This window comes from Luteibacter sp. ME-Dv--P-043b (genome assembly GCF_030209605.1).
In the GTDB taxonomy this organism is placed as follows: domain Bacteria; phylum Pseudomonadota; class Gammaproteobacteria; order Xanthomonadales; family Rhodanobacteraceae; genus Luteibacter.
This window is the reverse complement of the sequence record NZ_JARVRT010000016.1, coordinates 20,151-45,736: the sequence shown is the minus strand read 5'-3', so window position 1 is coordinate 45,736 and position 25,586 is coordinate 20,151. Positions and strand designations below refer to the sequence as shown.

29 protein-coding genes are annotated in these 25,586 nt (G+C 66.1%); 16 read left to right on the top strand and 13 right to left on the bottom strand.

The window, feature by feature from the left end; genetic code table 11:
• Nucleotides 1-58 precede the first annotated feature (58 nt).
• Nucleotides 59-2,752 (top strand): pyruvate dehydrogenase (acetyl-transferring), homodimeric type, encoded by a 2,694-nt coding sequence (gene aceE, locus QRN34_RS09880; protein WP_285404117.1) that lies wholly within the window; start codon nt 59-61, stop codon nt 2,750-2,752.
• A gap of 155 nt (nt 2,753-2,907) precedes the next feature.
• Nucleotides 2,908-3,243: a DUF4377 domain-containing protein gene (locus tag QRN34_RS09875; RefSeq protein ID WP_285404116.1), complete on the top strand. Its 336-nt coding sequence runs from the start codon at nt 2,908-2,910 to the stop codon at nt 3,241-3,243.
• A 75-nt stretch (nt 3,244-3,318) separates the two neighbouring features.
• Here QRN34_RS09875 and QRN34_RS09870 read toward each other — a convergent pair whose 3' ends face one another.
• On the bottom strand, nt 3,319-3,642 hold the full coding sequence (locus QRN34_RS09870) for a hypothetical protein (RefSeq protein ID WP_285404115.1): 324 nt from the start codon (nt 3,640-3,642) through the stop codon (nt 3,319-3,321).
• Between the two features lie 95 nt (nt 3,643-3,737).
• Nucleotides 3,738-4,421 (bottom strand): glutathione S-transferase, encoded by a 684-nt coding sequence (locus tag QRN34_RS09865; protein ID WP_285404114.1) that lies wholly within the window; start codon nt 4,419-4,421, stop codon nt 3,738-3,740.
• A 119-nt stretch (nt 4,422-4,540) separates the two neighbouring features.
• Here QRN34_RS09865 and QRN34_RS09860 point away from each other — a divergent pair, with 119 nt between their 5' ends.
• Entirely contained in the window at nt 4,541-4,849 is a 309-nt protein-coding gene (locus tag QRN34_RS09860) for a DUF3247 family protein (protein ID WP_285404113.1), read from the top strand.
• Nucleotides 4,850-4,873: 24 nt separating this feature from the next.
• Here the strand turns inward: QRN34_RS09860 and QRN34_RS09855 are convergent, their stop codons facing one another.
• Nucleotides 4,874-6,178 carry a thioredoxin family protein gene (locus tag QRN34_RS09855; protein ID WP_285404112.1) on the bottom strand — a complete coding sequence of 435 codons (1,305 nt, stop codon included), beginning with the start codon at nt 6,176-6,178 and terminating at the stop codon, nt 4,874-4,876.
• A gap of 59 nt (nt 6,179-6,237) precedes the next feature.
• On the bottom strand, nt 6,238-7,497 hold the full coding sequence (locus QRN34_RS09850) for an MFS transporter (RefSeq protein ID WP_285404111.1): 1,260 nt from the start codon (nt 7,495-7,497) through the stop codon (nt 6,238-6,240).
• A 100-nt stretch (nt 7,498-7,597) separates the two neighbouring features.
• On the opposite strand from QRN34_RS09850, the gene QRN34_RS09845 reads away from it, so the two are divergent.
• Nucleotides 7,598-8,302, top strand: coding sequence for a hypothetical protein (locus tag QRN34_RS09845; RefSeq protein WP_285404109.1), 705 nt, complete (start codon nt 7,598-7,600; stop codon nt 8,300-8,302).
• On the opposite strand, the gene QRN34_RS09840 is transcribed toward QRN34_RS09845, so the two are convergent.
• Together QRN34_RS09840 and QRN34_RS09835 are read right to left on the bottom strand one after the other, a co-directional pair.
• Nucleotides 8,303-9,124: a ferritin-like domain-containing protein gene (locus QRN34_RS09840; protein ID WP_285404107.1), complete on the bottom strand. Its 822-nt coding sequence runs from the start codon at nt 9,122-9,124 to the stop codon at nt 8,303-8,305. It abuts the gene before it with no gap.
• Between the two features lie 71 nt (nt 9,125-9,195).
• Nucleotides 9,196-9,609 (bottom strand): universal stress protein, encoded by a 414-nt coding sequence (locus tag QRN34_RS09835; RefSeq protein WP_285404105.1) that lies wholly within the window; start codon nt 9,607-9,609, stop codon nt 9,196-9,198.
• A 194-nt stretch (nt 9,610-9,803) separates the two neighbouring features.
• On the opposite strand from QRN34_RS09835, the gene QRN34_RS09830 reads away from it, so the two are divergent.
• From QRN34_RS09830 to QRN34_RS09810, 5 genes are all read left to right on the top strand, one after another.
• Nucleotides 9,804-10,262, top strand: a complete 459-nt coding sequence (locus tag QRN34_RS09830) for a hypothetical protein (RefSeq protein ID WP_285404104.1) — start codon at nt 9,804-9,806, stop codon at nt 10,260-10,262.
• Between the two features lie 111 nt (nt 10,263-10,373).
• Nucleotides 10,374-10,898 carry a peroxiredoxin gene (locus tag QRN34_RS09825; RefSeq protein WP_036138060.1) on the top strand — a complete coding sequence of 175 codons (525 nt, stop codon included), beginning with the start codon at nt 10,374-10,376 and terminating at the stop codon, nt 10,896-10,898.
• A 2-nt stretch (nt 10,899-10,900) separates the two neighbouring features.
• A complete protein-coding gene (locus QRN34_RS09820; protein ID WP_285404101.1) occupies nt 10,901-11,440 on the top strand; it encodes a hypothetical protein in 540 nt (179 codons plus the stop codon).
• A 60-nt stretch (nt 11,441-11,500) separates the two neighbouring features.
• On the top strand, nt 11,501-12,253 hold the full coding sequence (locus QRN34_RS09815; RefSeq protein ID WP_285404099.1) for a DUF2884 family protein: 753 nt from the start codon (nt 11,501-11,503) through the stop codon (nt 12,251-12,253).
• Nucleotides 12,254-12,319: 66 nt separating this feature from the next.
• Nucleotides 12,320-12,754, top strand: coding sequence for a PA2169 family four-helix-bundle protein (locus QRN34_RS09810; protein WP_036138055.1), 435 nt, complete (start codon nt 12,320-12,322; stop codon nt 12,752-12,754).
• Between the two features lie 16 nt (nt 12,755-12,770).
• On the opposite strand, the gene QRN34_RS09805 is transcribed toward QRN34_RS09810, so the two are convergent.
• The gene (locus QRN34_RS09805; protein ID WP_285404097.1) at nt 12,771-13,010 is read right to left on the bottom strand and encodes a hypothetical protein; all 240 of its coding nucleotides are present in this window, start codon (nt 13,008-13,010) and stop codon (nt 12,771-12,773) included.
• 107 nt (nt 13,011-13,117) lie between these two features.
• Nucleotides 13,118-16,060, bottom strand: coding sequence for an ATP-binding protein (locus QRN34_RS09800; protein WP_285404096.1), 2,943 nt, complete (start codon nt 16,058-16,060; stop codon nt 13,118-13,120).
• A 107-nt stretch (nt 16,061-16,167) separates the two neighbouring features.
• Between QRN34_RS09800 and QRN34_RS09795 the strand changes: the two genes are divergently transcribed.
• The gene (locus QRN34_RS09795) at nt 16,168-16,806 is read left to right on the top strand and encodes a response regulator (protein ID WP_285404095.1); all 639 of its coding nucleotides are present in this window, start codon (nt 16,168-16,170) and stop codon (nt 16,804-16,806) included.
• Nucleotides 16,807-16,921: 115 nt separating this feature from the next.
• A complete protein-coding gene (locus tag QRN34_RS09790) occupies nt 16,922-17,758 on the top strand; it encodes a DUF2884 family protein (protein ID WP_285404094.1) in 837 nt (278 codons plus the stop codon).
• Nucleotides 17,759-17,808: 50 nt separating this feature from the next.
• Here the strand turns inward: QRN34_RS09790 and QRN34_RS09785 are convergent, their stop codons facing one another.
• Both QRN34_RS09785 and QRN34_RS09780 read right to left on the bottom strand, forming a co-directional pair.
• Nucleotides 17,809-18,753 carry a D-2-hydroxyacid dehydrogenase family protein gene (locus QRN34_RS09785; protein WP_285404093.1) on the bottom strand — a complete coding sequence of 315 codons (945 nt, stop codon included), beginning with the start codon at nt 18,751-18,753 and terminating at the stop codon, nt 17,809-17,811.
• A gap of 12 nt (nt 18,754-18,765) precedes the next feature.
• A complete protein-coding gene (locus tag QRN34_RS09780) occupies nt 18,766-19,155 on the bottom strand; it encodes a VOC family protein (protein WP_285404092.1) in 390 nt (129 codons plus the stop codon).
• A 194-nt stretch (nt 19,156-19,349) separates the two neighbouring features.
• On the opposite strand from QRN34_RS09780, the gene QRN34_RS09775 reads away from it, so the two are divergent.
• Entirely contained in the window at nt 19,350-19,901 is a 552-nt protein-coding gene (locus tag QRN34_RS09775) for an isochorismatase family protein (RefSeq protein WP_285404091.1), read from the top strand.
• 78 nt (nt 19,902-19,979) lie between these two features.
• Here the strand turns inward: QRN34_RS09775 and QRN34_RS09770 are convergent, their stop codons facing one another.
• Both QRN34_RS09770 and QRN34_RS09765 read right to left on the bottom strand, forming a co-directional pair.
• Nucleotides 19,980-20,492 carry a cupin gene (locus QRN34_RS09770; RefSeq protein ID WP_285404089.1) on the bottom strand — a complete coding sequence of 171 codons (513 nt, stop codon included), beginning with the start codon at nt 20,490-20,492 and terminating at the stop codon, nt 19,980-19,982.
• A 77-nt stretch (nt 20,493-20,569) separates the two neighbouring features.
• The gene (locus QRN34_RS09765; protein ID WP_285404087.1) at nt 20,570-21,262 is read right to left on the bottom strand and encodes a hypothetical protein; all 693 of its coding nucleotides are present in this window, start codon (nt 21,260-21,262) and stop codon (nt 20,570-20,572) included.
• Between the two features lie 237 nt (nt 21,263-21,499).
• On the opposite strand from QRN34_RS09765, the gene QRN34_RS09760 reads away from it, so the two are divergent.
• Genes QRN34_RS09760 through QRN34_RS09745 form a run of 4 tightly spaced genes read left to right on the top strand, consistent with a single transcriptional unit; the run spans nt 21,500 to nt 24,751 of the window.
• Complete coding sequence (locus QRN34_RS09760) at nt 21,500-22,096, top strand: aminodeoxychorismate/anthranilate synthase component II (protein WP_036143549.1); 597 nt, start codon at nt 21,500-21,502, stop codon at nt 22,094-22,096.
• Between the two features lie 19 nt (nt 22,097-22,115).
• Entirely contained in the window at nt 22,116-23,147 is a 1,032-nt protein-coding gene (gene trpD, locus QRN34_RS09755) for an anthranilate phosphoribosyltransferase (RefSeq protein ID WP_285404085.1), read from the top strand.
• Nucleotides 23,148-23,196: 49 nt separating this feature from the next.
• A complete protein-coding gene (trpC, locus tag QRN34_RS09750) occupies nt 23,197-24,036 on the top strand; it encodes an indole-3-glycerol phosphate synthase TrpC (RefSeq protein ID WP_285404083.1) in 840 nt (279 codons plus the stop codon).
• A gap of 55 nt (nt 24,037-24,091) precedes the next feature.
• The gene (locus QRN34_RS09745; protein ID WP_051938482.1) at nt 24,092-24,751 is read left to right on the top strand and encodes a haloacid dehalogenase-like hydrolase; all 660 of its coding nucleotides are present in this window, start codon (nt 24,092-24,094) and stop codon (nt 24,749-24,751) included.
• A gap of 19 nt (nt 24,752-24,770) precedes the next feature.
• Here QRN34_RS09745 and QRN34_RS09740 read toward each other — a convergent pair whose 3' ends face one another.
• A complete protein-coding gene (locus tag QRN34_RS09740) occupies nt 24,771-25,517 on the bottom strand; it encodes a sulfite exporter TauE/SafE family protein (protein WP_285404081.1) in 747 nt (248 codons plus the stop codon).
• Between the last annotated feature and the right edge of the window lie 69 nt (nt 25,518-25,586).

Sequence of the window (25,586 nt, the reverse complement as noted above, 5' to 3'; positions counted from 1 at the left end):
ACCCCGCGGGCTTCTTCAGACCCCCCATGAGCGCGCGTGACGCGCGAGCGGAGCTTCCATGGACCAGATCGACGACATCCTGAACCAGGATCTCGACCCCACCGAGACCCGTGAATGGGTCGAGTCGCTCAACGCCGTCATCAACCACGACGGCACCGAGCGAGCGCATTACCTGCTGGAGCGCATGGTCGACTCCACCCGTCGCGCGGGCGGCTACCTGCCGTTCGACCCGACCACGGAGTACGTCAACACCATCCCGCCGCACATGGAAGCGCGCAGCCCCGGCGATGCCGCCATCGAGTGGCGCATCCGCTCGCTGGTCCGCTGGAACGCCCTGGCCACCGTGGTGCGCGCCAACCGCAAGCCCGGCGACCTCGGCGGGCATATTTCCAGCTTCGCCTCGTCGGCCACGCTGTACGACGTCGGCTTCAACCATTTCTGGCGCGCGCCCAGCGCGGACCATCCGGGCGACCTGGTGTTCCACCAGGGCCATTCGGCGCCCGGCGTCTATGCGCGCTCGTTCCTCGAGGGCCGCATCGGCGAAGACCAGCTCGACCTCTTCCGCATGGAAGTGGAGGGCAAGGGTCGTGGCCTGTCGTCCTACCCGCATCCCTGGCTGATGCCGGACTACTGGCAGGTGCCCACCGTGTCCATGGGCCTGGGCCCCATCCAGGCGATCTACCAGGCGCAGTTCTGGAAGTACCTCGAGCACCGCGGGCTCATTCCCAAGTCCGATCGCAAGATCTGGTGCTTCATGGGCGACGGCGAATCCGACGAGCCGGAATCGCTCGGCGCCATTTCGCTGGCCGGTCGCGAAGGCCTCGACAACCTCATCTTCGTCATCAACTGCAACCTGCAGCGCCTCGACGGTCCCGTCCGTGGCAATGGCAAGATCATCCAGGAACTGGAAGGCGTGTTCCGTGGCGCCGGCTGGAATGCCATCAAGGTGGCCTGGGGCAGCTACTGGGATCCGCTCCTCGCCCGCGACACCTCGGGCAAGCTGCGCCAGCTGATGATGGAAACCGTGGACGGCGAGTACCAGGCCTGCAAGGCCTTCGGTGGCGCCTATACGCGCGAGAAGTTCTTCGGCAAGTACCCGGAAACCGCCGCGCTGGTCGCCAACATGTCCGACGACGACATCTGGCGCCTCAACCGCGGCGGTCACGACCCGCACAAGGTCTATGCGGCCTACCACGCGGCCGTGAACACCAAGGGCATGCCCACCGTCGTCCTCGCCAAGACGGTGAAGGGCTACGGCATGGGCGCCGCGGGTGAGTCGCAGAACCCGGCGCACAACCAGAAGAAGATGGATCTGGACGCCATCCGCGCCTTCCGCGACCGCTTCAATATCCCCGTATCCGACGACAAGCTCGAAGACGTGCCGTACTACCACCCGGGCAAGGACTCGGAGGAAGTGCAGTACATGCTCGAGCGCCGCCGCGCGCTCGGCGGCTCGCTGCCGCAGCGCCGCCGCAAGTCCGACCAGTCGTTCAAGGCGCCTGACCTCGCCTCGTTCGAGCAGATCACCAAGGGCACCGGCGACCGCGAGATCTCCACCACGATGGCCCTGGTGCGTGGCATGAACCTCATGCTGCGCGACAAGGAGCTCGGCCCGCGCATCGTGCCGATCGTGGCCGACGAGGCCCGCACCTTCGGCATGGAAGGCATGTTCCGCCAGATCGGTATCTACGCGCCGTTCGGCCAGAAGTACCGCCCGCAGGACGCCGACCAGCTGCTCTACTACCGCGAGGACCAGAAGGGCCAGGTGCTGCAGGAAGGCATCAGCGAGGCGGGCGGCATGAGCGCCTGGCTGGCCGCGGCCACCAGCTACAGTATCAGCAACGTGCCGATGCTGCCGTTCTTCATCTACTACTCGATGTTCGGCTTCCAGCGTATCGGCGACCTCTGCTGGGCCGCTGGCGACATGCGCGCTCGCGGCTTCCTCATCGGTGGCACCTCGGGTCGCACCACGCTCAACGGTGAAGGCCTGCAGCACGAGGACGGTCACTCGCACCTGCTGTCCGGCGCGATCCCGAACGTCGTCTCCTACGACCCGACCTTCTCCTACGAGCTGGCCGTGATCATGCAGGACGGCACGCGCCGCATGATGCAGGAGCAGGAAGACGTCTACTACTACATCACCGTGATGAACGAGAACTATGCCCACCCCGACCTGCCCAAGGGCAGCGAGGAAGGCATCGTCAAGGGCATGTACCTGTTCAAGGACGGTGGCAAGGCGAAGAAGAACGAGCCGCGCGTCCAGCTGATGGGCTCGGGCACGATTTTGCGCGAAGTCATCGCCGCGGCCGAGTTGCTCGAGAAAGATTTCGGCGTGTCGTCGGACATCTGGTCGGTACCGAGCTTCTCCGAGGTCCGTCGCGAGGGCTTCGATGCCGAACGCTGGAATCGCCTGCATCCGGAATCCCCGCAGCGCGTGCCGTACATCACCGGTCTGCTTGCCGACCGCCAGGGCCCGGCCATCGCCGCGACCGACTACGTCCGCGAGTTCGCTGACCAGGTGCGCGCGTTCATGCCGGACGGCATGCGTTACACGGTGCTGGGCACGGACGGTTACGGCCGTAGCGATAGCCGTGCTCACCTGCGCAGCCACTTCGAGGTCGATCGCTACTGGATCGCCCAGGCGGCCCTGTCCGCGCTGGCGAAGGAAGGCAAGGTCAACGCCAAGGACGTCAGCCGCGCCATCAAGGAGTACAAGCTCGACATGGACAAGCCGAACCCGATGACGGTCTGACCGGGCTCGCGCCCTTACACACCACGTCGAAGGGGGCCGGAACCATCCGGCCCCCTTTTTTTGGGTGATCGCCGATGCAGGCGTCACGCACCGTCCATGGTATTGCCGCGACGATGCTGCTATTTCTCTTTCGCATACGACTTCGGATATCCGCCATGCGCCTCGTGTTGCTTTCTGCCGCCGTTCTCTCGCTTGCCGCCTGCGCCACCACCGCCCCCGATAACGGGTCGCGTTCCCGGCTGCTGTACATCGCCGGCACGAAGGCACCATGCACGCCCGGCGCGGTGAAGGCCGAGTGCCTGCAATACCGCGAGACGCCGAAGCAGCCCTGGCAGGTCACCTCGGCATCCGTCGAGGGCCTGGACTGGAAGGCGGGCAACGAGTACCTGCTGAAGGTGACGGAGGTGCACGCACGGGCCCCGATGGCAGGCGCGTCGTCCGTGACATGGCATGTCGACAAGGTCGTCGAGCAGCATCCCGTGGCGGAATGATCCGTCGGGATTTTTCGTGCCAAAAAAAAGGGCCGGACAATTGTCCGGCCCTTTCTCGTCATCCGATGCGAAGAATCAGTCGTCGCTGCGCAGCGCGTGGCGAATCAGCAGGAACGTGCCGATCGCAGCGGCGGCGATGCCGATGGTGACGCCCGGGTTACGGCGAACCTGCTTGCGCAGCCGACGATACTGGTAGCTGGCTTCGTCGGCGAGATCCTCGGCCATATAACGCGCGCGCCGGCTGCTGCTCTTGCTGGCGAACTTGTTCGTGATGCGGCGGGTGCGGTCGAGCAGGTCGCTACCGGCGCCGTGAGCCTCGTCGGCATAGTGACGGACACGCCCCGACACATCGTTGACGGTGCTTTCGACCTGGCGCGCAAACTCGCGATTTCTGCTCATGGTGGATCCCTCGTCATGTGATTCGTACGGGAACCGACTGTGAGGGCGGTCCCGTGAGCAGGGTGTAAATGCGAGCCGGCCGGTTGAGCCGCGATTCAGCCGGCCGGCTTGGGCGCAAAATCGTAATCGCCGCCGCGTTTCAGGGCCGCCTGGTACGCCGGTCTGGCATGGATGCGTGCCAGGAAACCGGTCAGCCGTGGGCGCGAAGCGTCCAGGCCGCCGCGGCTCGCCGCCGCTTCCAGCGGGAAGCTCATCTGGATATCCGCTGCAGTGAAATCGTCGCCGGCGAACCAGCCTGACGCGCCCAGCTCGTTTTCCAGGTAGTCCAGGTGCAGGTTCAGTTGCGGATCGATAAAGGTCTTCTGCGCGCCCTTGGCCATCAGGCGCGCCACCGGTTTCGCGAAAAACGGCACGGGTGCCGTTTCCATGCGTATGAAAACCAGTTTCAACAGCAGCGGCGGCATCGCCGAGCCTTCCGCGTAGTGCAGGAAATAGGTATAGCGCCGCGCCTCGGCCGTGCCGGCCGCGGGCTTCAGGCGCCCCTCGCCGTAGCGATCCACCAGGTACTCCACGATCGCGCCGGATTCCACCACGGTGATGTCGCCGTCGACCACGATGGGCGACTTGCCGAGTGGGTGGATGGCACGCAGCGACTTCGGTGCCAGCATCGTTTTCGGGTCGCGCTCGTAGCGCACGATCTCGTAGGGCACGCCCAGCTCTTCCAGCAGCCAGAGGACGCGCTGGGAGCGCGAGTTGTTCAGGTGGTGGACCGTGATCATGGCGGCGTCTCGTGGAGAGGAGCCGGCAGGGTAGCAGCGTGCGATGCAGGCGATGTAGACATTCCATCGACGCGCGCGGAGTAGCGTCGGTGCCCTCGATGACGAACAGGAGCCTTGCCATGAGCCGTGAAGCCGAAACGATCCACCAGGGCGCGGGGGAGATCGACCGCCTGCAGGCCTTGATCGCCGAGTTGCGCGACAACGCGAAGGTCACCCTGCATATGCGCGATGGATCGACCCTGAGCGGCATGGTATCCGTCGTGCCAACGGTGCAGACCTTCGTCGATGCGGAGGGCGCCGAGGGCATCAACGGCGTGGTCAAGCTGGTCGACACGGCACGGCCGGCGTGGTCGGCCACCGTGCCGCTGGATACGATCGCCCGGGTGGAGCACCTGGACTCGGTGGTCTACGGCACGTCGCAGAGCTGACATCGCGCGCCGCGTACCCCGGCATCAACCCGCTGCGGTAAGCGACTCGCGGAGCTTCCTGGTCTGCTCGGGGAAGGCCTTGCCCTCGGTGGCCACGGTATCGGCGACCACCTTCTTGGCCTCCGCGTCGCGGTGGAGTGCCTTCAGTGCCTTGACGCGGTAGGTCGCCACGCTGATGCGATTGGCTCCGTAGGCTTTCGTTGCCGCCGCATCGAGGTAGGGCAGGCCGCCTGCGGCATCGCCCGACTCGACCAGGCGCTTGCCGTAGCGGTAACTGTAGACGTAGTCGTCCGGGTAAGCGGCAATGAGCTGCTTTTCGAAGGTATCCAGCTCGGCACCGGCCTTGGCGCGGACCAGGTAGACGCGCAGGTTGTCGGCGACGTTGCGGTCGCTTTTCAGGTCGCCGTGCAGTTTCTCGCGGCTGAGGTCGATCGCCTTGCGCAGAACGGCCGCCTCACCGGCGGGGTCGTTCAGGGCGGCATCCAGGTCGGCGGCCGTCAGCACCGCGCTGCGCTGGTCGGCGCACACGGGCGCCTCGGTGAATACCTGCGTTGCGAGGAAGGTCTCGTAGGGCGCTTTCTGCGGCACCAGTGCCGCCTGCCGTGACTCGGGGTAGTTGGCCGCCGTGGCCTCGAGGAGATCGTCGAGCACATAGGGCCGATCGCAGCCGATATCACCCGCGAGGATGTTCTTCGCCGCAGACGCGATGGCAGGGTTGGCCTTCTTGTCCTTGGCCTGCAGGAGCAGGAGGCGCTGCTTGGCCAGGGCGACGCGTTTGTCCTTGTCGGACACGTTGCGTACCAGCGGCGGCAAGGTGTCGAACCAGGCCATGCCTTCCGTGCCCTGGTAACGTTGTTGATACGTTTCGAGCACGTCGGCGACCGCCGCCATCGAGCCCTTGCTGGCGTTCGATTTCTGTTTCGACAGGCGCGCGTCACCGGAAAGCAGCCCGTCCACCTCCTTGTAGAAGACATCGCGCGGGCGCTCGGCCAGGATGCGACCGAGTTCTTCCCCATCCGGGCCGATGGCCACGTAGGTCGGCAGGAAATGCACGTTCCACTTCGTCATCCAGGCCTTGTCGGCGGGCTGGTCGGCATCGGCCTCGTAGAACACGACCTTGGTGTTGAGGTCGGTCCACTCCTTGCCGTTGAGCACGTGGCTGGCCATGAAATAGCACGAGTAGCACCACACGGCCTGGAAATCGACGAGCACCGGCTTGTGCTCGCGCTTGCCCTGCGCCAGGGCGGCGTCCAGGCTGGCGGGGCCCTGGTGGCCGGCGAAGGCCGGCGCGGTGAGGGCGAGGAGGCTGGTGGCAAGCAGGCGCTTCATGGCGGGCATCCCCTTTGGCGGTATAGACGTCCACCTAATAACACGTTTCCGCGGGCGTGTCAGATGGTGCTGCTGGCGCCCTCGACGGGCAGCGGTTCGGAGACGAGCCCCTGTCGCCGGCGCAACGAAGGGAACCACCACATCCACAGCCCCACCACCACCAGGGTGCCGATGCCACCGATGAGCGTGGCGTTCACCGCCCCGAGCGCAGCGGCAAGGATGCCGGATTCGAATTCGCCGAGCTGGTTGGACGTATTGATGAAGATGGCATTGACGGCGCTGACCCGGCCGCGCATGTCGTCCGGCGTCTCCAGTTGTACCAGTGCGCCGCGGATCACCATGCTGACCATGTCGAAAGCGCCCAGCGCGAATAGCGCGCCCACCGACAGCCATAGCGACGTGGACAACGCGAACACCAGTGTGGACAGGCCGAAGCCGGCCACGGAGGCGAACATGATGGGCCCGACGCGGCGCTCCAGGGTATGCCGCGACAGCCAGATGGACATCAGCAGGGCGCCGACCGCCGGAGCGGCGCGCAGCACGCCCAGGCCCCAGGGGCCGGTGTGCAGGATGTCCTTGGCGAAGATCGGCAGCAGCGCCGTGGCCCCGCCGAGCAGCACGGCGAACAGGTCCAGCGAGATCACGCCGAGCACGGCGGGCCGGTGGCGTATGAAATGCACGCCGGCGAACACGCTTTTCAGCGTGGCGGGCTCGCGTCGGGGTGGGGCGTGGTCGTAGGAAAGGCGCGACATCAGGACCAGTGCGACAAGGTAGAGGGCCGCCGACACGCCATACACGGTCGCCGGGCCGGCAATGTAGAGCAGGCCGCCCAGCGCGGGCCCGACGATCATCGCCGCCTCGCCGGCCGCAGCCGTGGAGGCCATGGCTCGGGGCAGCACGTGCGTGGGCACGATGGCGGGCAGCATGGATTGCAGGGCCGGGAACTCGAAGGCCTTGCCGACGCCGATGACGAAGACCAGCGCCAGGATGCCGGCCTCGTGTAGACGGCCCGTAAAACTGAGGAGGGCAAGCGCAGCGATGGCCAGCCATTCGATCGTCTGGCACAGCGTGACGATGCGGCGCCGGTCGAACTGGTCGGCGACATGGCCCGCAGGCAGGGCGAGGACCACCGAGGGCACGAACTGCGCCAGGCCGATCAGCCCGAGGTCCAGCGCGCGTCCGGTGATCTCGTAGATCTGCCAGCCCACCGCCACCGACATCATCTGGAACGCAAAGCTGGACGCGTTCTTGGCGAACCAGAATTGCAGGAAGGCGCGATGCTGCATCAGGCGAACGGGCGCCGGGGGCGGGGACGACATGGACGATTCCTTCGGAAGCTTGCGCCAGTCTACCTGCCGCCTTGCCACTGACGGCCGTCGCGGCGAAGCTAGGGTCCTTCCCTCCCGGAATCGCAAAATCATGCGCCGAATCGCCACCCTTTTTGCCGCCACCGCCCTGCTGGCCGCGTGTTCCTCCCCCTCCGACCCGGCACCCGCGGCGCCGGCAGCGACGTCACGCGCCGACGAGGCGGCCAAGAAGCTGGAAACCTATCGCCAGTTGCTCAAGCTTCACAACGACGGACCCGCCGTGCAACTCGGCCACGAGATCGTCGACACCTATCCGGAAACCCCGGCCGCAGCCGAGGTCGGCAAGACCCTGGCCGGGCTGGAGTCCGGCTACAAGGCGGCCAGCGAGAAGGCCCGCCTGTCGGCCTTGTGGCTGTACCAGACCTCGCCGATGCAGGGGGGTACCCAGAGCACCGCGACCCTTCAGTCCAGCCGGCCGTCCGGCGAGGAAAGCGTGCGCCTGATCCTGCGGCGGCACACCGCCTGGGGGCAGAGCGTGTTCCTGTATGCCACCGCCGGCAAGGGCTTCGTCTGCAAGAGCGATTGCACCCTCAAGGCCACCTTCGACGGCAAGGCGAAGACGATCAAGGCGTTCCGTCCGCCCACCGGCGAGCCGGCGCTGCTGTTCCGCAACGATGCCGCCTTCCTGAAGGACCTGGCGAAGACGAAGCGGCTCACCATCGACGTGGTGACGGTGAGCCGCGGCGAGACCACGCTCACCTTCGAGACGGGCGGTTTCGACAACGACAAATGGACGCCTTTGCCGAAGAAGAAGTGATCAGTGCAGGAACAGCTTCTCGGTGATCCGGGTCAGCGGCCATTCCAGCATGGCGTTGACCCGGGCCGGTAGATCCAGCGGTCGAAGCAGCATCTTCACCGTCATCTCGGCGGGGATATGGCGCTTCAACAGCCCTTCGGCACGGCTGGTCACGCGGCGGAATTCCGCATCGTCCGTGGCCTTGTCGGGGTAGCGCACGTTGAACACGTGGCGCAGCGCGATATCGCTGTCCTCGTTCTTGATCTCGTTCAGCCGTTTCAGCAGTACGCGCAGCGTGCGGAGGCGTCCGATGCCGTCGCGCTGACGGTAGATGCGGAAGTGCTGGTAGAAGTGCTTGTAATGCCGCACTTCGTCGCTCTTGATGTAGTTGGTCAGTTCCCGCAGCACGGGTTCGTCGGTGACATCGTTGAGGGCGCGATAGAGGCTGGCTGTGCCGGTCTCGACGACACAGCGGGCCGCCAGTTCCAGGCCGCGGTCGGATTCCAGTTCCTCGGCCGTGCATACGGAGCCGTAGTGCGCGAAGAAGTTCCTGAAACCTTCGTCCCAGTCGAATTCGGGCCACACATGCCGCACATAGGCAGCCAGTGCGCGGCCGTGCTGCATCTCCTCGTGCTCCCAGTGGTCGCGCAGCCAGGATTGCAGTTCGTCGTCACCGGCAAAATGATCGACCAGGTTGTGCGTGTACAGGTCGGAACCGCTCTCGACGAAAGAGGAACTGCAAAGCAGGAGGAACAGGTCTTCGTTGTGCCTGACCTTCTCGATGTCGATACGCGAGAAGTCCAGTTTTTCGAGCGTCCATGGCAAGGTGGCGGCGTAGCTCACTTAGGGTGTTCCTCGATCGCTTAAGCATGTCGCCCCCGTGGGCGTTGCCGAATTGTGACAAAGCCGGACGATTAGCGCACCACGGTCACCGGTACATGGGCTCTGGCGAGCACGTCGGTAGCGGTGGAGCCCACCAGCCAGCGGGCCAGGGCGCCCCGCTCGGTGTGGCCGATGACGATATGGTCCACGTCCTGTTGGGCGACGTAGGCAAGCAGGGCGTCGCCGGGCGCGCCATGGACCATGTCGACCACCACGTCCAGGCCGTGGGCCTCATGCAGGGCGGCGATCTCCGTCCGCAAGGCGTCGAGTTGCTCGGCACCGTTGTCGTTCATCAGCAGCGCGGCGGTGTCGGCGCCGTTCTCCACCTGCCGGACGGACACCACATGCACGCTGGCCCTGGCGCAGGTGGCCAGTTCGATGGCGAACTGAAAGGCCCGGCGGGCCGTCTCGGAGCCGTCGTAACCAACGAGTATCTTCTTGGGCATGGGGGCGTTCCTCTGGGTTGAAGGCACCGCTCGATGGTAGGTCGGGCGGGGCGGCGCACCAAGCGGTTCACCGTGCGTGCACATAACCGGCGCCTTCATGAACGAACGCAGGCATGCTCCGTGTTTCTTCACATTCGTGAGCGGAGAATCCGCCCTCACACAGTCCCTGCCACTCTTTCTTACGGAGAACGAACATGATCAAGCGCATCGCGGGTATGGCCATTATTGCAGTGGCGGCGGCAGGTGCTTTCACGGTGCAGCCGGCACGCGCGGAGTCCACCGCCGCGACCAAGTGCCACATGACCTTCAGCACCACCGGCTGGGCGGCCATCTACAAGAAGGCCGACGGCCGCGGCCACGTGCGCTGCGACAACGGCCAGAGCGCCGACGTGATGATCCACGTCCGTGGCGGTGGTCTGACCGCCGGCAAGTTCAGCATCGAAGGCGGCAAGGGCGAGTTCACCAACGTCAAGGGCATCAGCGAGATCTTCGGTGAGTACGCCTCTGGCGGTGCCAACGCCGGTGTCGTGAAGAGCGCCGAAAGCGCCGCCATGACCAAGGGCGAAGTGTCGCTGGCCGTCACCGGTACGGGCCGCGGCTTCAACCTTGGCGTCGACCTGAGCAAGTTCGAGATCGAGCGCCTCGGCAAGTAAGCCAAGCGCCGCGACTCCTGAAGGGCACCCCACGGGGTGCCCTTTTTTTATGACTCTTTCCCGGCCATCGCCGATACACTCGTGACCTTTCCCGTCCTTCGAGGTTTGCCCATGCGTCGCCTCCTCAGCGTTATCGCCCTGTCCCTGGTCACCTTTGCCGCCTGGGCCGCCGCCCCCGTGGTGGGCGACAAGGCGCCCGATTTCCGCCTGCAGGACCAGAAGGGCGACTGGCACACGCTGGACACCCACAAGGGCAAGTGGCTGGTCATGTACTTCTATCCGAAGGATTTCACGGCCGGCTGCACCACCGAGGTCTGCACTTTCCGCGATGACATCGCCAAGCTGCACAAGGCCGGCGCGGACGTGGTCGGCGTCAGCCTGGACGACGTGAAGTCGCATGCCGAGTTTGCCGAGAAGTACCACGTGCCGTTCCCCCTGCTGTCCGACGCCGACGGCGCCACGGCCGTGAAATACGACGTGCTGAACAAGACGCTGGGCATGAAGTACGCCCGTCGCGAGACCTTCCTGATCGATCCCGCGGGCAAGATCGTCAAGGTCTACAAGGACGTCGATCCCGAAAAGAACTCCGGCCAGGTGCTTTCCGACCTCGACCAGTTCAAGAAGGCGGGTGCCTGAGCGTGTTCCAAGCCGCCCTGAATGCACGCCGCGCCCGTCCGTTCGCGCCGTGGCGCATCGTCGTGTGGCTGGTCATGTTGCTGGCCGCCGCCGGTTTCGTCGTCAATGCCTATGCCTGCGTGGTCATCGGCCAGGCGGTCGGCGCGATGAGTGCCGAGGCGGTGGCAGGCGGCCCCGACCCGCGCATCGCATTGCTGTGGTCGCTGGGCTACACGCTGGCGGCGTTCGCGATCATCGTCGTCACGCTATCCACCCTGCGCTGGCGCGACTGGGCACGTGGCGCCATGCGTATCGTGGCGCTCCTGCTTATGGTGTGGGCCGCCTATACGGCATGGTTCGCTTATGGACAGTGGCAGCAGTTGGGCATCGTGCTGGGTCAGGCGGGCCTGCCGCCGGACCTCGTCATGGTGGCCGGTCGCCAGCGCAGCATCATGCTGGTCGGCGTGGTGCTGAAAGTGGTGTCGGTGCCGCTACTGGCATGGCTGGCCTGGGCGCTGGGCAGCCTGCGTGTGCGCCAGCAGTTCATGACGCCAGCCCTCTGACCGGTTCAGCGGCCATTCGCCCGGCCGACGCTATCGAATGGCTTTAGCCGGGATGTATCCATGACCGCACGTCTGCTCGTTCTTGCCCTCGCCGTCGGGTTTGCCGGCGCCGCGACGGCCCAGGACATCGATCACAGCTGTCGTATCGCAAGCAGTTACGACCTGACCGTTCGCCCAGAGTCCCTGACATTCGATAGGGCACAGGGGGCGCCGCGCAGTGTTCGCATCCAGGACGGCACGCTCGCCGCCGACGGCAGGAGCGTGGCGCTACGCCCGGACGAGCAGGACCGTGTGGCCCTTTTCGAGCGCAACGTCCGGCTGCTGGTGCCCAAGGCCAAGGCCCTGGCCAGCGATGGCGTGGACATCGCGGCCAAGGCGGTGCGTGACGAAGCCGCCACGGCCGCGCCCGGGGCGGCGGCCAGCGGCGACCTCGATCGCGCGCTCACCGCGCGGGTGACCGACATCAAACGGCGCATTGCCGCCAGCCAGAGCACCCGCGACTGGCAGGAGGACGCCATGCGCGCCTATGCCCAGGAGATCGTGTCCGATATCACGCCCATCCTGACGGAGGACGTGGGTGGGGAAGCGATGCAGCTGGCCATGAACGGCGACCTGCAAGGCGCCGCCGCCCTGCGGGATCGCGTCGCGGCGGTGTCCAGCGGTGGGCAGGCCCGGGTCATCGCACGGGTCGAGACTGCGCTGCGGCCACGCGTACAGGCGCTGTGCCCCTCGGTCCAGCAACTTCTCGACCTGCAATCCGGCCTGCATGACAGCGCGGGTCATCCACTGCTGCTGCTCGAAAGCGGCGAATGACCCCAGGCTGACCGAAATCGCCGGCATTTATGACCGGCTAAGTCCGGGGGGTCTAACGTCCGCCCTATGGAACGTACTTCGATCCGTGTCGTGAATGGGCTGATCCGCCGCGTCATCGCGGATCGCGATCTGTATCGCCACGCGTCACGGGGTGTCAGGGAACCCGGCCTGAAGGCGATCCTCGAAGAATCGGCCGACTCCCTGAACGCCATTGCCGGCGATCTCCAGGGCCAGGTGAGTGCCACCGGTGGCAAGCCGGCTTCTGCCGGCGGCGCCATGAGCGGGGTCAGGCGTACCGTGGTCGAGGCGTCCGTAAAGCTCTCACACGACCCGGATGTCACCTGGATTCGTACCCTGGAGCAGATGGAGCGCCGTCTGCTGGATGCCTTCCTCAAGCTGGAGGCGTCATCGGGCGACCGCGCCACGGTGGGTAGGCACATTGCGCGTCTGCGCCTGCTTCATTTGGATATGAGCAACCTGGGTGGCGTGACGGGCCGCTGAGCCCGAGCGCAAACGATCAGGCCACCGCTCGCACGGCTTCAGCCTTGCGCATGTTCTTGAGCGTGCGGTGCATGACGGTATCCGCGGACACGCGTACTCGTCGGAGATTCATCAGGGTCTCGCGGTCGGCAAAGAAGTTGGCAAAGGCGATAGCGTCCGCGGGATCGGACCGGACGGCGATCTGCGTGCCCTCGCGATAGATGCCCCAGGACGTGCCCGATTGGGCAATGTGATACTCGATAGCCGGTCTGCGCATGATTGCCTCCCTCGCGGCGTGGTCCGCGTGTCTGCAAGGGTGGCGTAGTGAGGCAGCGGGGGTAATCAGACAATTCTGAAAAATCCCACTATTTTTTGAGTAATAACTCAGAGCGCGAGCTGCCTGGTGACCGCTTCCCTCAAGCGTCCGACGAAGCGACGCAGCATGTCGTGGACGCCGGCCAGTCGCAGCATGGCATCGGCCCGGGTCGCCTCGGCGCGAAGCAGGGTCTCCAGCATCTCCAGGTGCGCCGCCTCCGCTGACGCGCCGAAAACCCGCATGCCGCCCAGTACACGATGCAGGTGACCGGCCACGGCGTCCGGCGTCTCCGAGGTGCGAAGGCGATCCATGGCGTCGTCCAGATCGGCTTCGAAACGATCGATCATGTCGGGCATGGCGGCCAGGTCGCCGAACAGGTCGCGCCACAGGTCGACATCCCATGCATCGACCTCGCCGCCAACTTCGCCGGCGTGTCCTGTGGAATCCTCGGGCCCGGACGCCAGCGCCTCGCGCAGGGCGGCGAGACGCAGGGGCTTGGTCACGAACGCGTTGGCGCCTGCTGCCATGCAGCGGTCGCGTTCGCTCGCCATGACGTCCGCGGTCATGACCACGATGCGCATCGTGGCGCCGCGCTCGCGCAGGGTGCGTATCAGCGTGTGGCCATCCATGCCGGGCATGTGCAGGTCGGTGAGCAGCACGTCGACCGGCCACGTGCCGGCAGTGCGCAGGGCATCGGTGCCGTCACCGGCGATGCGGCACCGATGGCCGATTCGCTGGAGTTGCGCGGCCACCAGTTCGCGATTGATGGGGTGGTCCTCGGCGACCAGCACGTTCCGGGCGATGGTCGTTCTCTCCGTCTGGACGGTGGGCGAAGGCGTGTCCTGCGCAGGCATGACGGCCACGGGCAACGCGCATTCGACCGTGACCCGCGTGCCGACGCCGGGGGAGCTGGTCATGGCGATATATCCACCCAGCAACTCGACGAGGCGCCGGCTGATCGCCAGCCCGAGGCCGCTGCCGCCGAAGCGACGGGTGATCGATGCCTCGGCCTGGCTGAAGGGCGAGAACAAACGGGCGATGTCCGCATCGGCGATGCCCATGCCGGTATCGCTCACGCTGAAACGCAACCGCTGACGGCTATCGTCCGCCTCGATGACATCCAGATGGACATCGACGCTGCCATGCGACGTGAACTTCACGGCATTGCTGACCAGATTGACGATGACCTGGCGAAGGCGACTGCCGTCCACCATCACGCCCGGTGCCACCCGCGGATCGACCCGGGCCGTGATTCGCAGTCCCTTCTGGCCGGCTTGCCAGGCAAAGAGGTCCACGATGCCGGCGACCAGTTCGCGCAGGTCGACGGGAACGGGATCGATAGCGACCTGGCCTGCCTCGATCCGCGAGAAATCCAGGATGTCGTCGAGGATCTGCAGGAGTGCCTCGGCCGAGGTTTCCGCGGTTTCGAGCAGGCGTCGCTGCCCGGGTTCCAGAGGGGTCCGGCCCAGTATCTCGAGGGTGCCCAGTACCCCATGCATCGGCGTGCGGATCTCGTGGCTCATCGTGGCAAGGAACAGGCTCTTGGCCTGTGTCGCCGCTTCGGCCGCGCGCTTTGCTGCCGCCAGTTGGGCCGACTGTCGATGGCGCTCGGAGATGTCGATCCAGTAACCCGTGAACTCGGTGCCTTCGGCGACCGCACGCGGCAGCGCATGCGAGGCGACCCAGCGCTCGGGATCGCTGTCGCGCACACGCAGCTCCGCGTGCAGTGGCTGGAGGGTTGCCGCGCTGTGTGCCATGGCCGCGAGCAGGGTAGGTTGGTCGCGTTCGTCCACTCGTGCGAATGCGCGTCGCTCGTCGGCCATGAGGGTGGCCGCGTCGATGCCGAACATGGGTTCCGGATTGCCACCGACATAGACAAACGTGATGGATCCACCCTGCCGATACAGGAAGCGATAGACCACGGCCGGCATGTGCCGTGTCACGTCGGCCAGTTGGGCCTCGCTGCGCAGCCGCAGGCGTGTTTCACGGCGAAGCCGCAGGTAGGCGTAAGACACGGCTAGCAGCAACAGCATGACCAGTGCGCCGGCCGGTCCCACCTTGCGCGCGATTTCCTTCCACGATCCACCCCACGTGTACTGCGAGCGCAGCCAGGTGTTGCGGATGGCCTGCGAGCGACGCTCCGGCATACGCGCCAGGGCGCGATCGATGAGCGATGCCAGGCGGGCGTAGCGGTTGGCGACGCCAATGGTGAGGGCGGCACGTTCGTTCGTGGGAGCGGCGAGCTTGAGCTGCGCCGGATAATCGCGTCGGATCTGCAATTCCGCAGTAGCGATATCGCCGACGTAGGCATCGGCGTCGCCTGCGGCCACGGCCTGCAGTCCCGCCGCCGTCGTCCTCACGTCGATGGCGACTGCCCCAGGTATCGCCGCCACCGCGGCTGCCACCGCGCCTTGCGACAGGTTGGCCGCGATGCGTCGCCCGGACAGGTCGTGGATGTCGCCGATGGTGGGGAACGCCTCACGCGTGACGATCATCACGGGGAATTCGGCGTAGGCCCGTGAAAACACGAAGTGCCTGCCAAGTGCGCCGTTTCGTGGCGACGCGGCGGCAAGCAGGTCGATGTCGCCCGCGGAGGCTGCGCGCACCGTCTCCGGCCAGTCCGTGGTGGCGACCGTGCGCGATCGCACGCCGAGCGCCTGCAGCGCCGCTTGCAGGTAGTCGAGCGACAGGCCTTCGGCTTCGCCATCGCGATCGATGAGCGACAGTGGCGCGGCGGTGGGATCGATGCCGATGCGCAGTATCGGTAGGTTCGCCAGCCAGCGCCGCTCGTCGTCGTTCAACGCCACGGCGATGGCAGGCGTGTTCGTGTGGCCTGCATCGTCGTGCAAGGAGGGCATCGCCCACGCGCGGACGTCCGTCGTATGCGTTTCGGCCTGCCACTGCGATGCCGACGCCAGCGGTGGGTGGCCGTCCGCGCGTGCAGCGCCGACGGGTGCCTGCCATGCGATCGCTGCACAGCTTAATTTGACCAACATTCTCAAGCGCGTCATGGCGTTCCTTCGACCACGCACGGAGCTTTACTGTAATCTCCGCCGTGCGAAGAGATGTAACACATGGCATGGAAAACGGCTGCGCGTTTCCGCCGTCGAGGGAAGACATGGTTCTGCGAACGATCATTGCCGACGATCATCCGGTGGTCCTGATGGGCACGCGTGCCGCGCTCGAGGCCACGGGGGATATCGAGGTGGTCGGTGAAGCCGCCAACGGCGACCAGTTGCTCGACCTGCTGACCACCCGTCCCTGCGACGTCGTGGTCACCGACTTCTCGATGCCGGGTGGACGCCACGGTGACGGGCTGGCCCTGATCGACCTGATGCGTCGTCGTTATCCCCGGCTTCCTGTGGTCGTGCTCACCATGGTCAACAATGCCGCGGTGCTCCAGGCCATGCGTGCGCGGGGCGCACTCGGCCTGTGCGACAAGCGGGCACCGCTGAAAGAGGTCGCGGTGGCGGTCAGGCAGGCCGCCGCCGGAAGGCCCTACCTCAGCGACACCATTCGTCGCCAGTTCGACGTCGCCGGTGTCCAGGCGCCCTGCGATGCATCGCGGCTTTCCGCGCGCGAGATGGAGGTGGTCCGGCTGTACGTCGGGGGCATGTCGATCACGCAGATTGCCGAACGCCTCAGTCGTAGCGTCAAGACGGTAAGCCGGCAGAAGCGCGACGCGATGCGCAAACTCGGCCTCGATCACGACAGCCGCCTCTCCGAATATGCCCGCGAGCGGGGTATCGCCTCCTGACCCTGCCAAAGGTCACCCCGTGACCTCAGGCCCATGCGTGGGGTACCGAGGGGGTTTAAACCAAAGGCCAGCCGCGCGCGTCCAAGCCGGTGTCATCACCCAGGGAGCAGGATTCATGCGCCATTCCTCGATCGCCGCAAGCCTTGTCGTCGCCCTTGCCCTGTCCGTCGCGACAGCCCACGCCGGCATGATCGAATTCAGCACCGACACCTGCAAGAACGATTACGCCACCCCCTACGACGTGGACGTCACGGATGCGGGACTGTCGTTCCATCGCAAGGCGGGCACGCCGGCGGATATCTTCCTGCACGACGGCAGCATTCGCATCGACGGCCGCCAGACGACGGTGTCGTCCGCCGATGCCGACGCGCTACGGCGCTACGAGGCCGGTGTGCGCAAGCTGGTTCCCGAGGTGGCCGCCATCGCCCGCGAAGGTGTACAGCTCGGCTTCTCGGCCATGACCACCATCACGCTGTCCTTCGCCGATGGTGAGCAACGCGCCAGCATGCTGGAAAAACTCAAGCGCAAACAGGCGCAGGCCCTGCGCCAGATCGACGAAGGCGTGGGCGCCGGGCATTGGTCCAACGACCACCTGGCGGAAACCGTCGGCGGGTCGGTCTCCGATACGGTGGGCGAACTGGTGGGCTCGGTTACGTCCAGCGCCGTCACAGCGGCCCTGTCCGGCGATGCCAGCAAGGTCGCCGCACTGCAGGCCCGTGCCGAGTCGCTCGAAAAATCGCTGGACGGCGCCATGGACAAACGGTCGAAGGCGCTGGATCGTCGTTCCGACCAGATCTGCCCGCAACTCAACGACCTGGCGGATCTCCAACGCGGCTGGACGATACGTCAGCCGGACGGCAAGCCGCTGGAGCTGATGACGATCAAGCCCAAGGACAGCGATAAGGGCGACAAAGCAGTAGCGAAGGACGCTGGCAAGGTGGCGTCACGCTAACGAGCCTGGCCTCGGCCGCACCGGCCCTTGGCATGCAGGGCCGCTTCGGCTCAGGGCAGCGTGTCCAGCCAGGCAAGCACGTTCTTTACCGTATCGCTGTAGAACGTCCGGTACATCTCCTCGGTGACATAGCCGATATGCGGTGTGGCCAGCACGTTCGGCAGGTCGCGGAAGGCGTGGTCGGCGGGTAGCGGTTCGGTCTCGAACACGTCCACCGCGGCGCCGGCGATGCGACCGCCTATCAGCGCATCCACCAGTGCCGCCTCGTCCACGATCGGGCCGCGTGAGCTGTTGATGAGGCGCGCGGTCGGCTTCATGGACGCCAGTTCCGCCGCGCCGATGAGGCCGCGCGTCCGTTCGCTGAGCCGGGTGTGGATGGTGAGAAAGTCGGAACGCGAGAGCAGCGCCTGCTTGTCGACGCGCTGTACGCCGAGCGCGCTGGCCGTTTCTTCCTGGAGGTTTTCGCTCCATGCAATGACATGCATGCCAAAGGCCTTGCCGATGCTGGCCACGGCCGAACCGATCCGGCCCAGGCCAAGGATGCCGAGCGTCTTGCCGCGCAGTTCGGTGCCCAGCCCGGCCTGCCAGCCGCCGGCGCGCACGGAGGCCGCTTCGCCGGCGATGTCGCGTGCCAGCCCGAGGATGGCGGCCCAGGTGAATTCGATGGTGGGCGTAGACGCATAACCGGTGTGCGCCACGGTGACTCCATGCGCCGCCGCAGCCTCGGTGTCGATGGACGCATTGGCCGCCCCGGTGGAGGCGATCAGCCGCAGGCGGGGCAGGGCGGCGATCAGGGCGGCCGTCATCGGCGTGCGCTCGCGCATCACGCAGATGACGTCGAAGCGGGCCAGTCGACGCACCAGCGCCTCGTGATCATGCAGGTGGTCGTGGAAGACGGTGAGTTCCGCCCTGGCTTCCACGGACGACCAGTCGGCGCTGGTACGCGCGACCTTCTGGTAATCATCCAGCACTGCCACGCGAATCGGGTCATTCATGCATGTTCCTTGTCAGCCGGCCGGCTGGATCAGGTCCCATCCGTTGCCGTAGAGATCGTCGAACACCGCGACCGTGCCATAGGGCTCATGGCGCGGTGTTTCCCGGAAGCGTACGCCGTGTGCCTGCATACGCGCGTGATCGGCGGCGAAGTCGTCGGTGTGCAGGAACAGGAACACGCGGCCGCCCCCCTGCTTGCCGACCTGGGCGCGCTGCCCGTCGTCGATGGCGCGGGCCAGCAGAAGCTTCGTTCCATCCGACCCCCGCGGCGCGACCGTGACCCAGCGCTTGCCCTCGCCCTGGGGCGTGTCCTCTACCAGTGAGAAGCCCAGCGCATCGACGAAGAAGGCGATGGCCTCGTCGTAATCGTGGACGAGGAAAGCGATGGCGCCGAGGGACTGCATGGGGGGAATCCTTGCTGTGGGGACCAACAAGCATCGGCTCTGCCCAGGCCGGCCGCAAGTCCCTTTGCGTCAGGGTGCGGCGGTTGCGCGAGAACGCTCGACGCCAACCTTGCACGTCTGGCTTGTAAGTTGGGGTGCGCAACCTTAGCCTTCGGGCATGTCCAATCGCACCACCTCGATGAACAGGTCACGCCATGCCGCTTAGCCAACTCGACAACCAGGCCGCCCTTGTCGTTATCGATCTGCAGAAGGGCATTGTCGCCCTGCCGACGGTTCACCCGGCCGCCGATGTAGTGGCGAAGTCCGCGTCGATCGCGCGTGCGTTCCGCGCGAAGAACCACCCTGTCGTGCTGGTCAATGTGGTGGAGGCCGCTCCCGGTCGCACCGACGCTCCGAAGCATCCGTTCCCGACCGACCCATCGTTTGCCGAACTGGTACCGCAGCTCGAAGCCGCGACCAGCGACATGCGCGTAAGCAAGAAGCGCTGGGGTGCCTTCCAGACCACCGATCTCGATGCGCAGCTGCGTGCCAAGGGCATCAAACAGATCGTGCTGGTCGGTATCGCCACCAGCATCGGCATCGAGTCCACGGCGCGTTATGCCAGCGAACTCGGCTACGACGTCGTTCTGGTGACAGATGCCATGACGGACCTCAACGCCGCTGCGCACGAGAACAGCGTCAAGACGATCTTCCCGCGTATTGGCGAGACGGTCACCACGGACGAGCTGTTGAAGGTGCTCGGTTAGGTGCAATTGTCAGCCTAAAGGAAGTGCTGGGATCGGCTTGATGTTCGGCGATCGTGATCGCTTCACGAAGTTGCTTGCCTAGCGTTTCTCATGCCGGGGCAGGGATATTTTGTCGCCGTTGACAGGGTTGCTCTTCGGGAAGGGCAGCGCGCGCATCCGTTCGATCATCGCGGCAGTTGGCGGCTCACGGCAGATATCCCAGTGCTGCCCCTCGGGATAGGCACCGACGACAAGAAAGTCGTTGGAAGCATCGACGCGGCAATGACCGGTGCCCACCGGCAATAGGATGACATCGCCAGCCTTCACTTCGATATCGTGCCCTCCGGGTCCGCCCAGAACGAGTCGCGCCCAGCCGGTGGCGAAGCCGAGCACTTCGTGCGCCGTGGAGTGGTAGTGGTGATAGTCGAAAACGCCATCGCGCCATTGCGGTGGCCATCCGTTGGTTGCGAAGGTCGCCTCGATGTTCGACGCGAGATCGTCGCCCTCAATGACATTCCTATAGACGAGAACGGGATACGCCTCGTTGTTAGGCACCCAGCCGTTGCGATGCATCCACACTGTTTCAGGCTCGGCACTCTGCTTCGGTGTCATAGCGCTGCACTCCGTCGGTGTCGTGGGCGGCAAGCATGCGACAAGCGCACGTGATGGCAGCGCCCAGGCGAGCCGGCCTACTCGTGATGCCCGTGCGCATCGTCCGCAGCGATCCCGCCGCCGAGGCCCAACCCTGCGCCGGCCGCCATACCGCCGCCCATGCCACCGCCCACGCCGCTGCCTTTACCTGCGCCACCGCCTTCAGCCTTCGCGCCGCCATCGGCCTTTCCCTTCGCCGCCACCACGCGCGCGGGCCCCTGGTTCGGAATGGCGATCTTCCGCGACACCGGTTCCAGGTCGAGGACTTTCCGAATGAAGTTACGCAGCGAAACGACGAGGTCGTGCATGTGCACCGGGCGTCCCTCGACCATCTCGGTGGCGGCTCGGGCCGCCAGCGCCACCTGTTCTTCGGTGCCGAGCAGGATGATGTCCGAAAGGGCCGCTTCCACCGCATCGCGAACCCGGCGCGCCCGGTCCGAGCCCGAAGCGAACTCACCCGCAGAGCCTTCAGCCGAGGCGGCACGAAGTCGCAGGTCGCGCATATGGGTGGGGTCGACCGCGAGATTACCGGTGAACGAGCCGCCCAACGTCTTGTAGGCAGCGATCAGGGTGCGCAGTCGCTCATTGATCTGTCGGTTTTCCCGTTCTCGGCGTTGCTGCACCGTCTGCATGGCCAGCAAACGGATGCCCACGCCTATGAGGGTGATGACGGCCAGCCCGAAGAGGGTGGAGAGCAGGCCCTGCCATGAACTGAAGTCGAGATTGCGCATGTGAGCCATCCTCGCCCAGGCCATGCGATTTCCTTGCGAAGAAAAGGCGTGCTGCCCACCTTCGCCGCTGCGCGTCGGCCGTCTGGCATCGGGGATGGCGTGAGCTGACGCGGCTGTGCGCCGGTTTGGACCTGGACCAGGTGTGCGCGATTCGGCACCACCCGTGCCCGGTCAGCGTCTTCGCGATGTGCCGTACAATGGCCGACCACGGCAATGAACGAAACCGGTCAGGTCCATATGCTGCTCATGATCGACAACTACGACTCCTTCACCTTCAACCTCGTCCAGTACCTGGGCGAGCTGGGGCAGGAGGTCAAGGTGGTTCGCAACGATGCCCTCACTGTCGCGGATATCCGCGCCCTGGCACCCTCGCGCATCATGATCTCGCCGGGCCCAGGCACGCCGGACGATTCGGGCGTGTCCATGGATATCCTGCGGGAGCTGGCCGGCGAGTTACCGATCTTCGGGGTCTGCCTCGGCCACCAGGCCATCGGGCAGGTGTTCGGCGGCACGGTGATCCGGGCGCGCGAGATCATGCACGGCAAGACCTCGCCGGTGCGCCATCGGGGGCAGGGTGTGTTCGCCGGGCTGCCCGACCCGTTCGAGGCCACGCGCTACCACTCGCTGGTGGTCGAGAAGGGCTCGGTGCCCGATTGCCTTGAGGTCACCGCCTGGACGGAGCGCGAGGACGGTTCGATCGACGAGATCATGGGCCTGCGCCATCGCACGCTGGATATCGAGGGCGTGCAGTTCCATCCGGAGTCGATCCTCACCCAGCACGGTCACGACCTGTTGCGCAATTTCCTCGGCATGCCGCTGCCGCTCGCCGCGTAACGACAAGGATTCACGCGCCATGCCGATGACCCCCTCCGAGGCGCTGCAGCGCACGATCGAGCACCGCGAGATCTTCCACGACGAGATGATCGAGCTGATGCACCAGATCATGCGCGGCGATGTCAGCCCGCTGATGACGGCCGCCATCCTTACCGGCCTTCGGGTGAAGAAGGAAACGGTGGGCGAGATCACCGGCGCGGCGCGCGTGATGCGCGACCTCTCGGCGCGTGTGGACGCTGGCACCCACCCGCATTTCGTCGATATCGTGGGTACGGGCGGCGATGGCGCGTCCACCTTCAATATCTCCACGGCATCCATGTTCGTCGCCGCCGCCGCCGGTGCGCGGGTGGCGAAGCACGGTGGCCGCAGCGTGTCGTCCAAGTCCGGCAGCGCCGATGTGCTGGAGGCCCTGGGCGCGCGGATCGACCTGCTGCCGGCCCAGGTGGCCGTCTGCATGGCCGAGGTGGATATCGGCTTCATGTTCGCGCCGAACCACCATCCCGCGATGAAGGTGGTCTCCCCGGTCCGGCGCGAGATGGGTGTCCGCACCCTCTTCAACATCCTCGGTCCGCTGACCAATCCCGCCGGGGCGCCGAACATCCTGATGGGCGTGTTCCATCCTGACCTGGTCGGCATCCAGATCCGCGCGCTGCAGGCCCTGGGCGCGAAGCACGCCCTGGTGGTGTGGGGCCGCGACGGCATGGACGAGATCTCGCTGGGTGCCGCCACCCTGGTGGGCGAACTGCGCGACGGCGTGGTCCGCGAATACGAGATCGAGCCGGAGGATTTCGGGCTGGCCATGGCATCCAGCCGCAACCTGCGGGTAGAGGATGCCGAGGGCTCCATGGCGATGCTGGTGGACGCCATCTCCGGCGTGCCCGGCGTACCCCACGACATCGTCTGCCTGAATGCCGGTGCCGCCCTGTACACGGCGGATGTGGCGCCCACGATCCGGGCGGGTATCGATCTTGCCCGCCAGACGATCGCAAGTGGCGCGGCTCGTGCAAAAATGCATGCGTTCGTGGCCGCCACCCGGCGGCTCGGTGCCTGAGATCGCCGGGAATCCCCCTCTGCCCGGCCTTACCCAAGGAAGCGCTTCGATGCCCGACATTCTCCATCGCATTCTCGCCCGCAAGGCGGAAGAAGTAGCCGAACGCAAGCGTCATCGCTCGCTGGATGACCTCGCCGCAATGATCGCCGACCTGGAGCCCACGCGCGGCTTCGTGGCGGCCATTGACGCCAAGCTGCACGACGGCCAGCCGGCGGTGATCGCCGAGATCAAGAAGGCCAGCCCGAGCAAGGGGCTGATCCGCGCCGACTTCAATCCGGCGGAGATTGCCCGCAGCTACGAGCAAGGCGGAGCTGCCTGCCTTTCCGTCCTCACCGACGCCGATTTCTTCCAGGGCCACGAGGACTTCGTGCGCCAGGCGCGCGCGGCCTGCAAGTTGCCCATCCTGCGCAAGGATTTCATCGTCGACGAATATCAGGTGTACGAGGCACGCACCATCGGCGCCGACTGCATCCTGCTGATCGTCGCCGCGTTCGCCACCAAGACGGGCGACGATGTCATCCATGATCATGATGCCCTGCTCGAGCTATCCATGCTGGCCGCCGAACTCGACCTGGACGTCTTGGTCGAGGTCCACAACGAGGAAGAGCTCGAAGTCGCACTCGAACTCCCCGTGCCCCTCATCGGCGTCAACAACCGCAACCTGCGCACGTTCGAGACGTCGCTGGGCACCTCGCTGCGCCTGAAGGAACTGGTCGGTGACGGCACACTGGTCGCCGAATCCGGTATCCACAACCGCGAAGACGTCAAGATGCTGCGCGACAAGGGCATCGACTGCTTCCTGGTTGGCGAGGCCTTCATGCGCGCCGCCGATCCCGGCACGGAACTGCGCAAGCTGTTCGACACGCCCAGCCCGACGCACAAGCACTAGGCGCGGCATGGACCAGGGGAGTGAAACGACGGGGTCACCTGGCCCCGTCGCCGACGTGCGTCGCGTCGTCCTGTTCGACTTCGACGGCGTCATCGTGCGCCACCAGACGCTCGAGCTGTATTTCCGCGAGTGTCTTTCCGGCGCCGGTCGCTGGCGCCTGTTGCTCGGCCTGCCTTTGCTGCCCTTCGTTCCTTTGCTGCTGCCGACCGTGGCGGGCAGCCGCCTCCTCGGGCGCGTCTTCCTGCGCGTGGTGACCTTCGGCCGGCGGGAAGCCAGTTACCGTCGCCGGGTCGGTGCGTTCGCCAGGGTCTACGCGCGGCGCCCCGGCGTGTTCCTGCGCGATGCGGTAGCGACGTTGCGCCGGCACGTCGCCCTGGGCGACCGGGTCGTCATCGTCAGCGGCAACGACCTCACGATGGTCGAGTCCATCCTGGACGAGGTGAGCCTGGCCGGTTACGAACTGATCGCGTCGTCCACGCGTGGCGGCCCGCTGGGGGTGCATTTCACCGTGCACAACGTCGAAGGCATGAAGGTGCGCAATCTCGACAAGGCCGGCATCCCGCGGCCCTGGGCCCTGGCCTACAGCGATTCCCTTTCCGACCTGGCCATGCTGCGCGCCGCCGACAAGGCGGTGCTGGTCAATCCATCGCCCAAGATGGAGAGGAAGGCCCGCCGCGCCCTGGGCGATCGGCTGGACGTGCTGCACTGGTTCTGACCCAAGTACGGCAAGCGCCTCAGCGCAGGAAGTACGAGCCCAGCTGGTAGAGGCTGATACCCACGATCAGGCAACCCACCGCGACCATGACGTAACGGGGCGGCAGGTGCCTGACCAGCCACGCGGCGATCGGCGCGGCGATGACGCCGCCCGTGAGCAGGCCCAGCACGATGGGCCAGTGCTGCACGCCCATGTGGAAGATCAGCGTCGACGAGATGGCGATCGTCACCACGAACTCCGCCGCGTTCACCGTGCCGATGGTCTGCCGCACGTCCCCGCCCCTGGCCAGCAGCGTGGAGGTGGCGATCGGGCCCCAGCCACCCCCGCCGATGGCGTCGAGCAGCCCGGCGCAGAAGCCCAGGATGCCCTTGTGCCGGACCCGATGGCGCGAAACGGTGCGGCCCGTGGCGCGCACCAGCACCACCATCCCCAGGACCAGCAGGTAGGCATAGACGAAGGGCTTCAGCACGTCGCCGTCGACACTGGCCAGGAACCAGGCCCCCAGGATGCCGCCCACCACCCCGGGAATGGCCAGGCGGCGGAAGGTCTTCCAGTCCACGTTGCCGAAGAAGGCGTGGGCCCCGCCCGATACCCCGGTGGTGAACACTTCGGCCGTATGTACGGTGGCGCTCGCCACCGCCGGGGGCAGGCCGAGTGCGAGCAGCACGGCGTTGGACACGAGTCCATAGGCCATGCCCAGCGCGCCGTCGACCAGCTGGGCGAGCAGGCCGACGCCGGCGAAGATGAGGAACTGGCTCCAGTCCATGCGCCGTCGTTGTCGTGGATGGTGGGACACACCATAGCCCACCGACATGCGTGCCGGGAATGAAGGGGT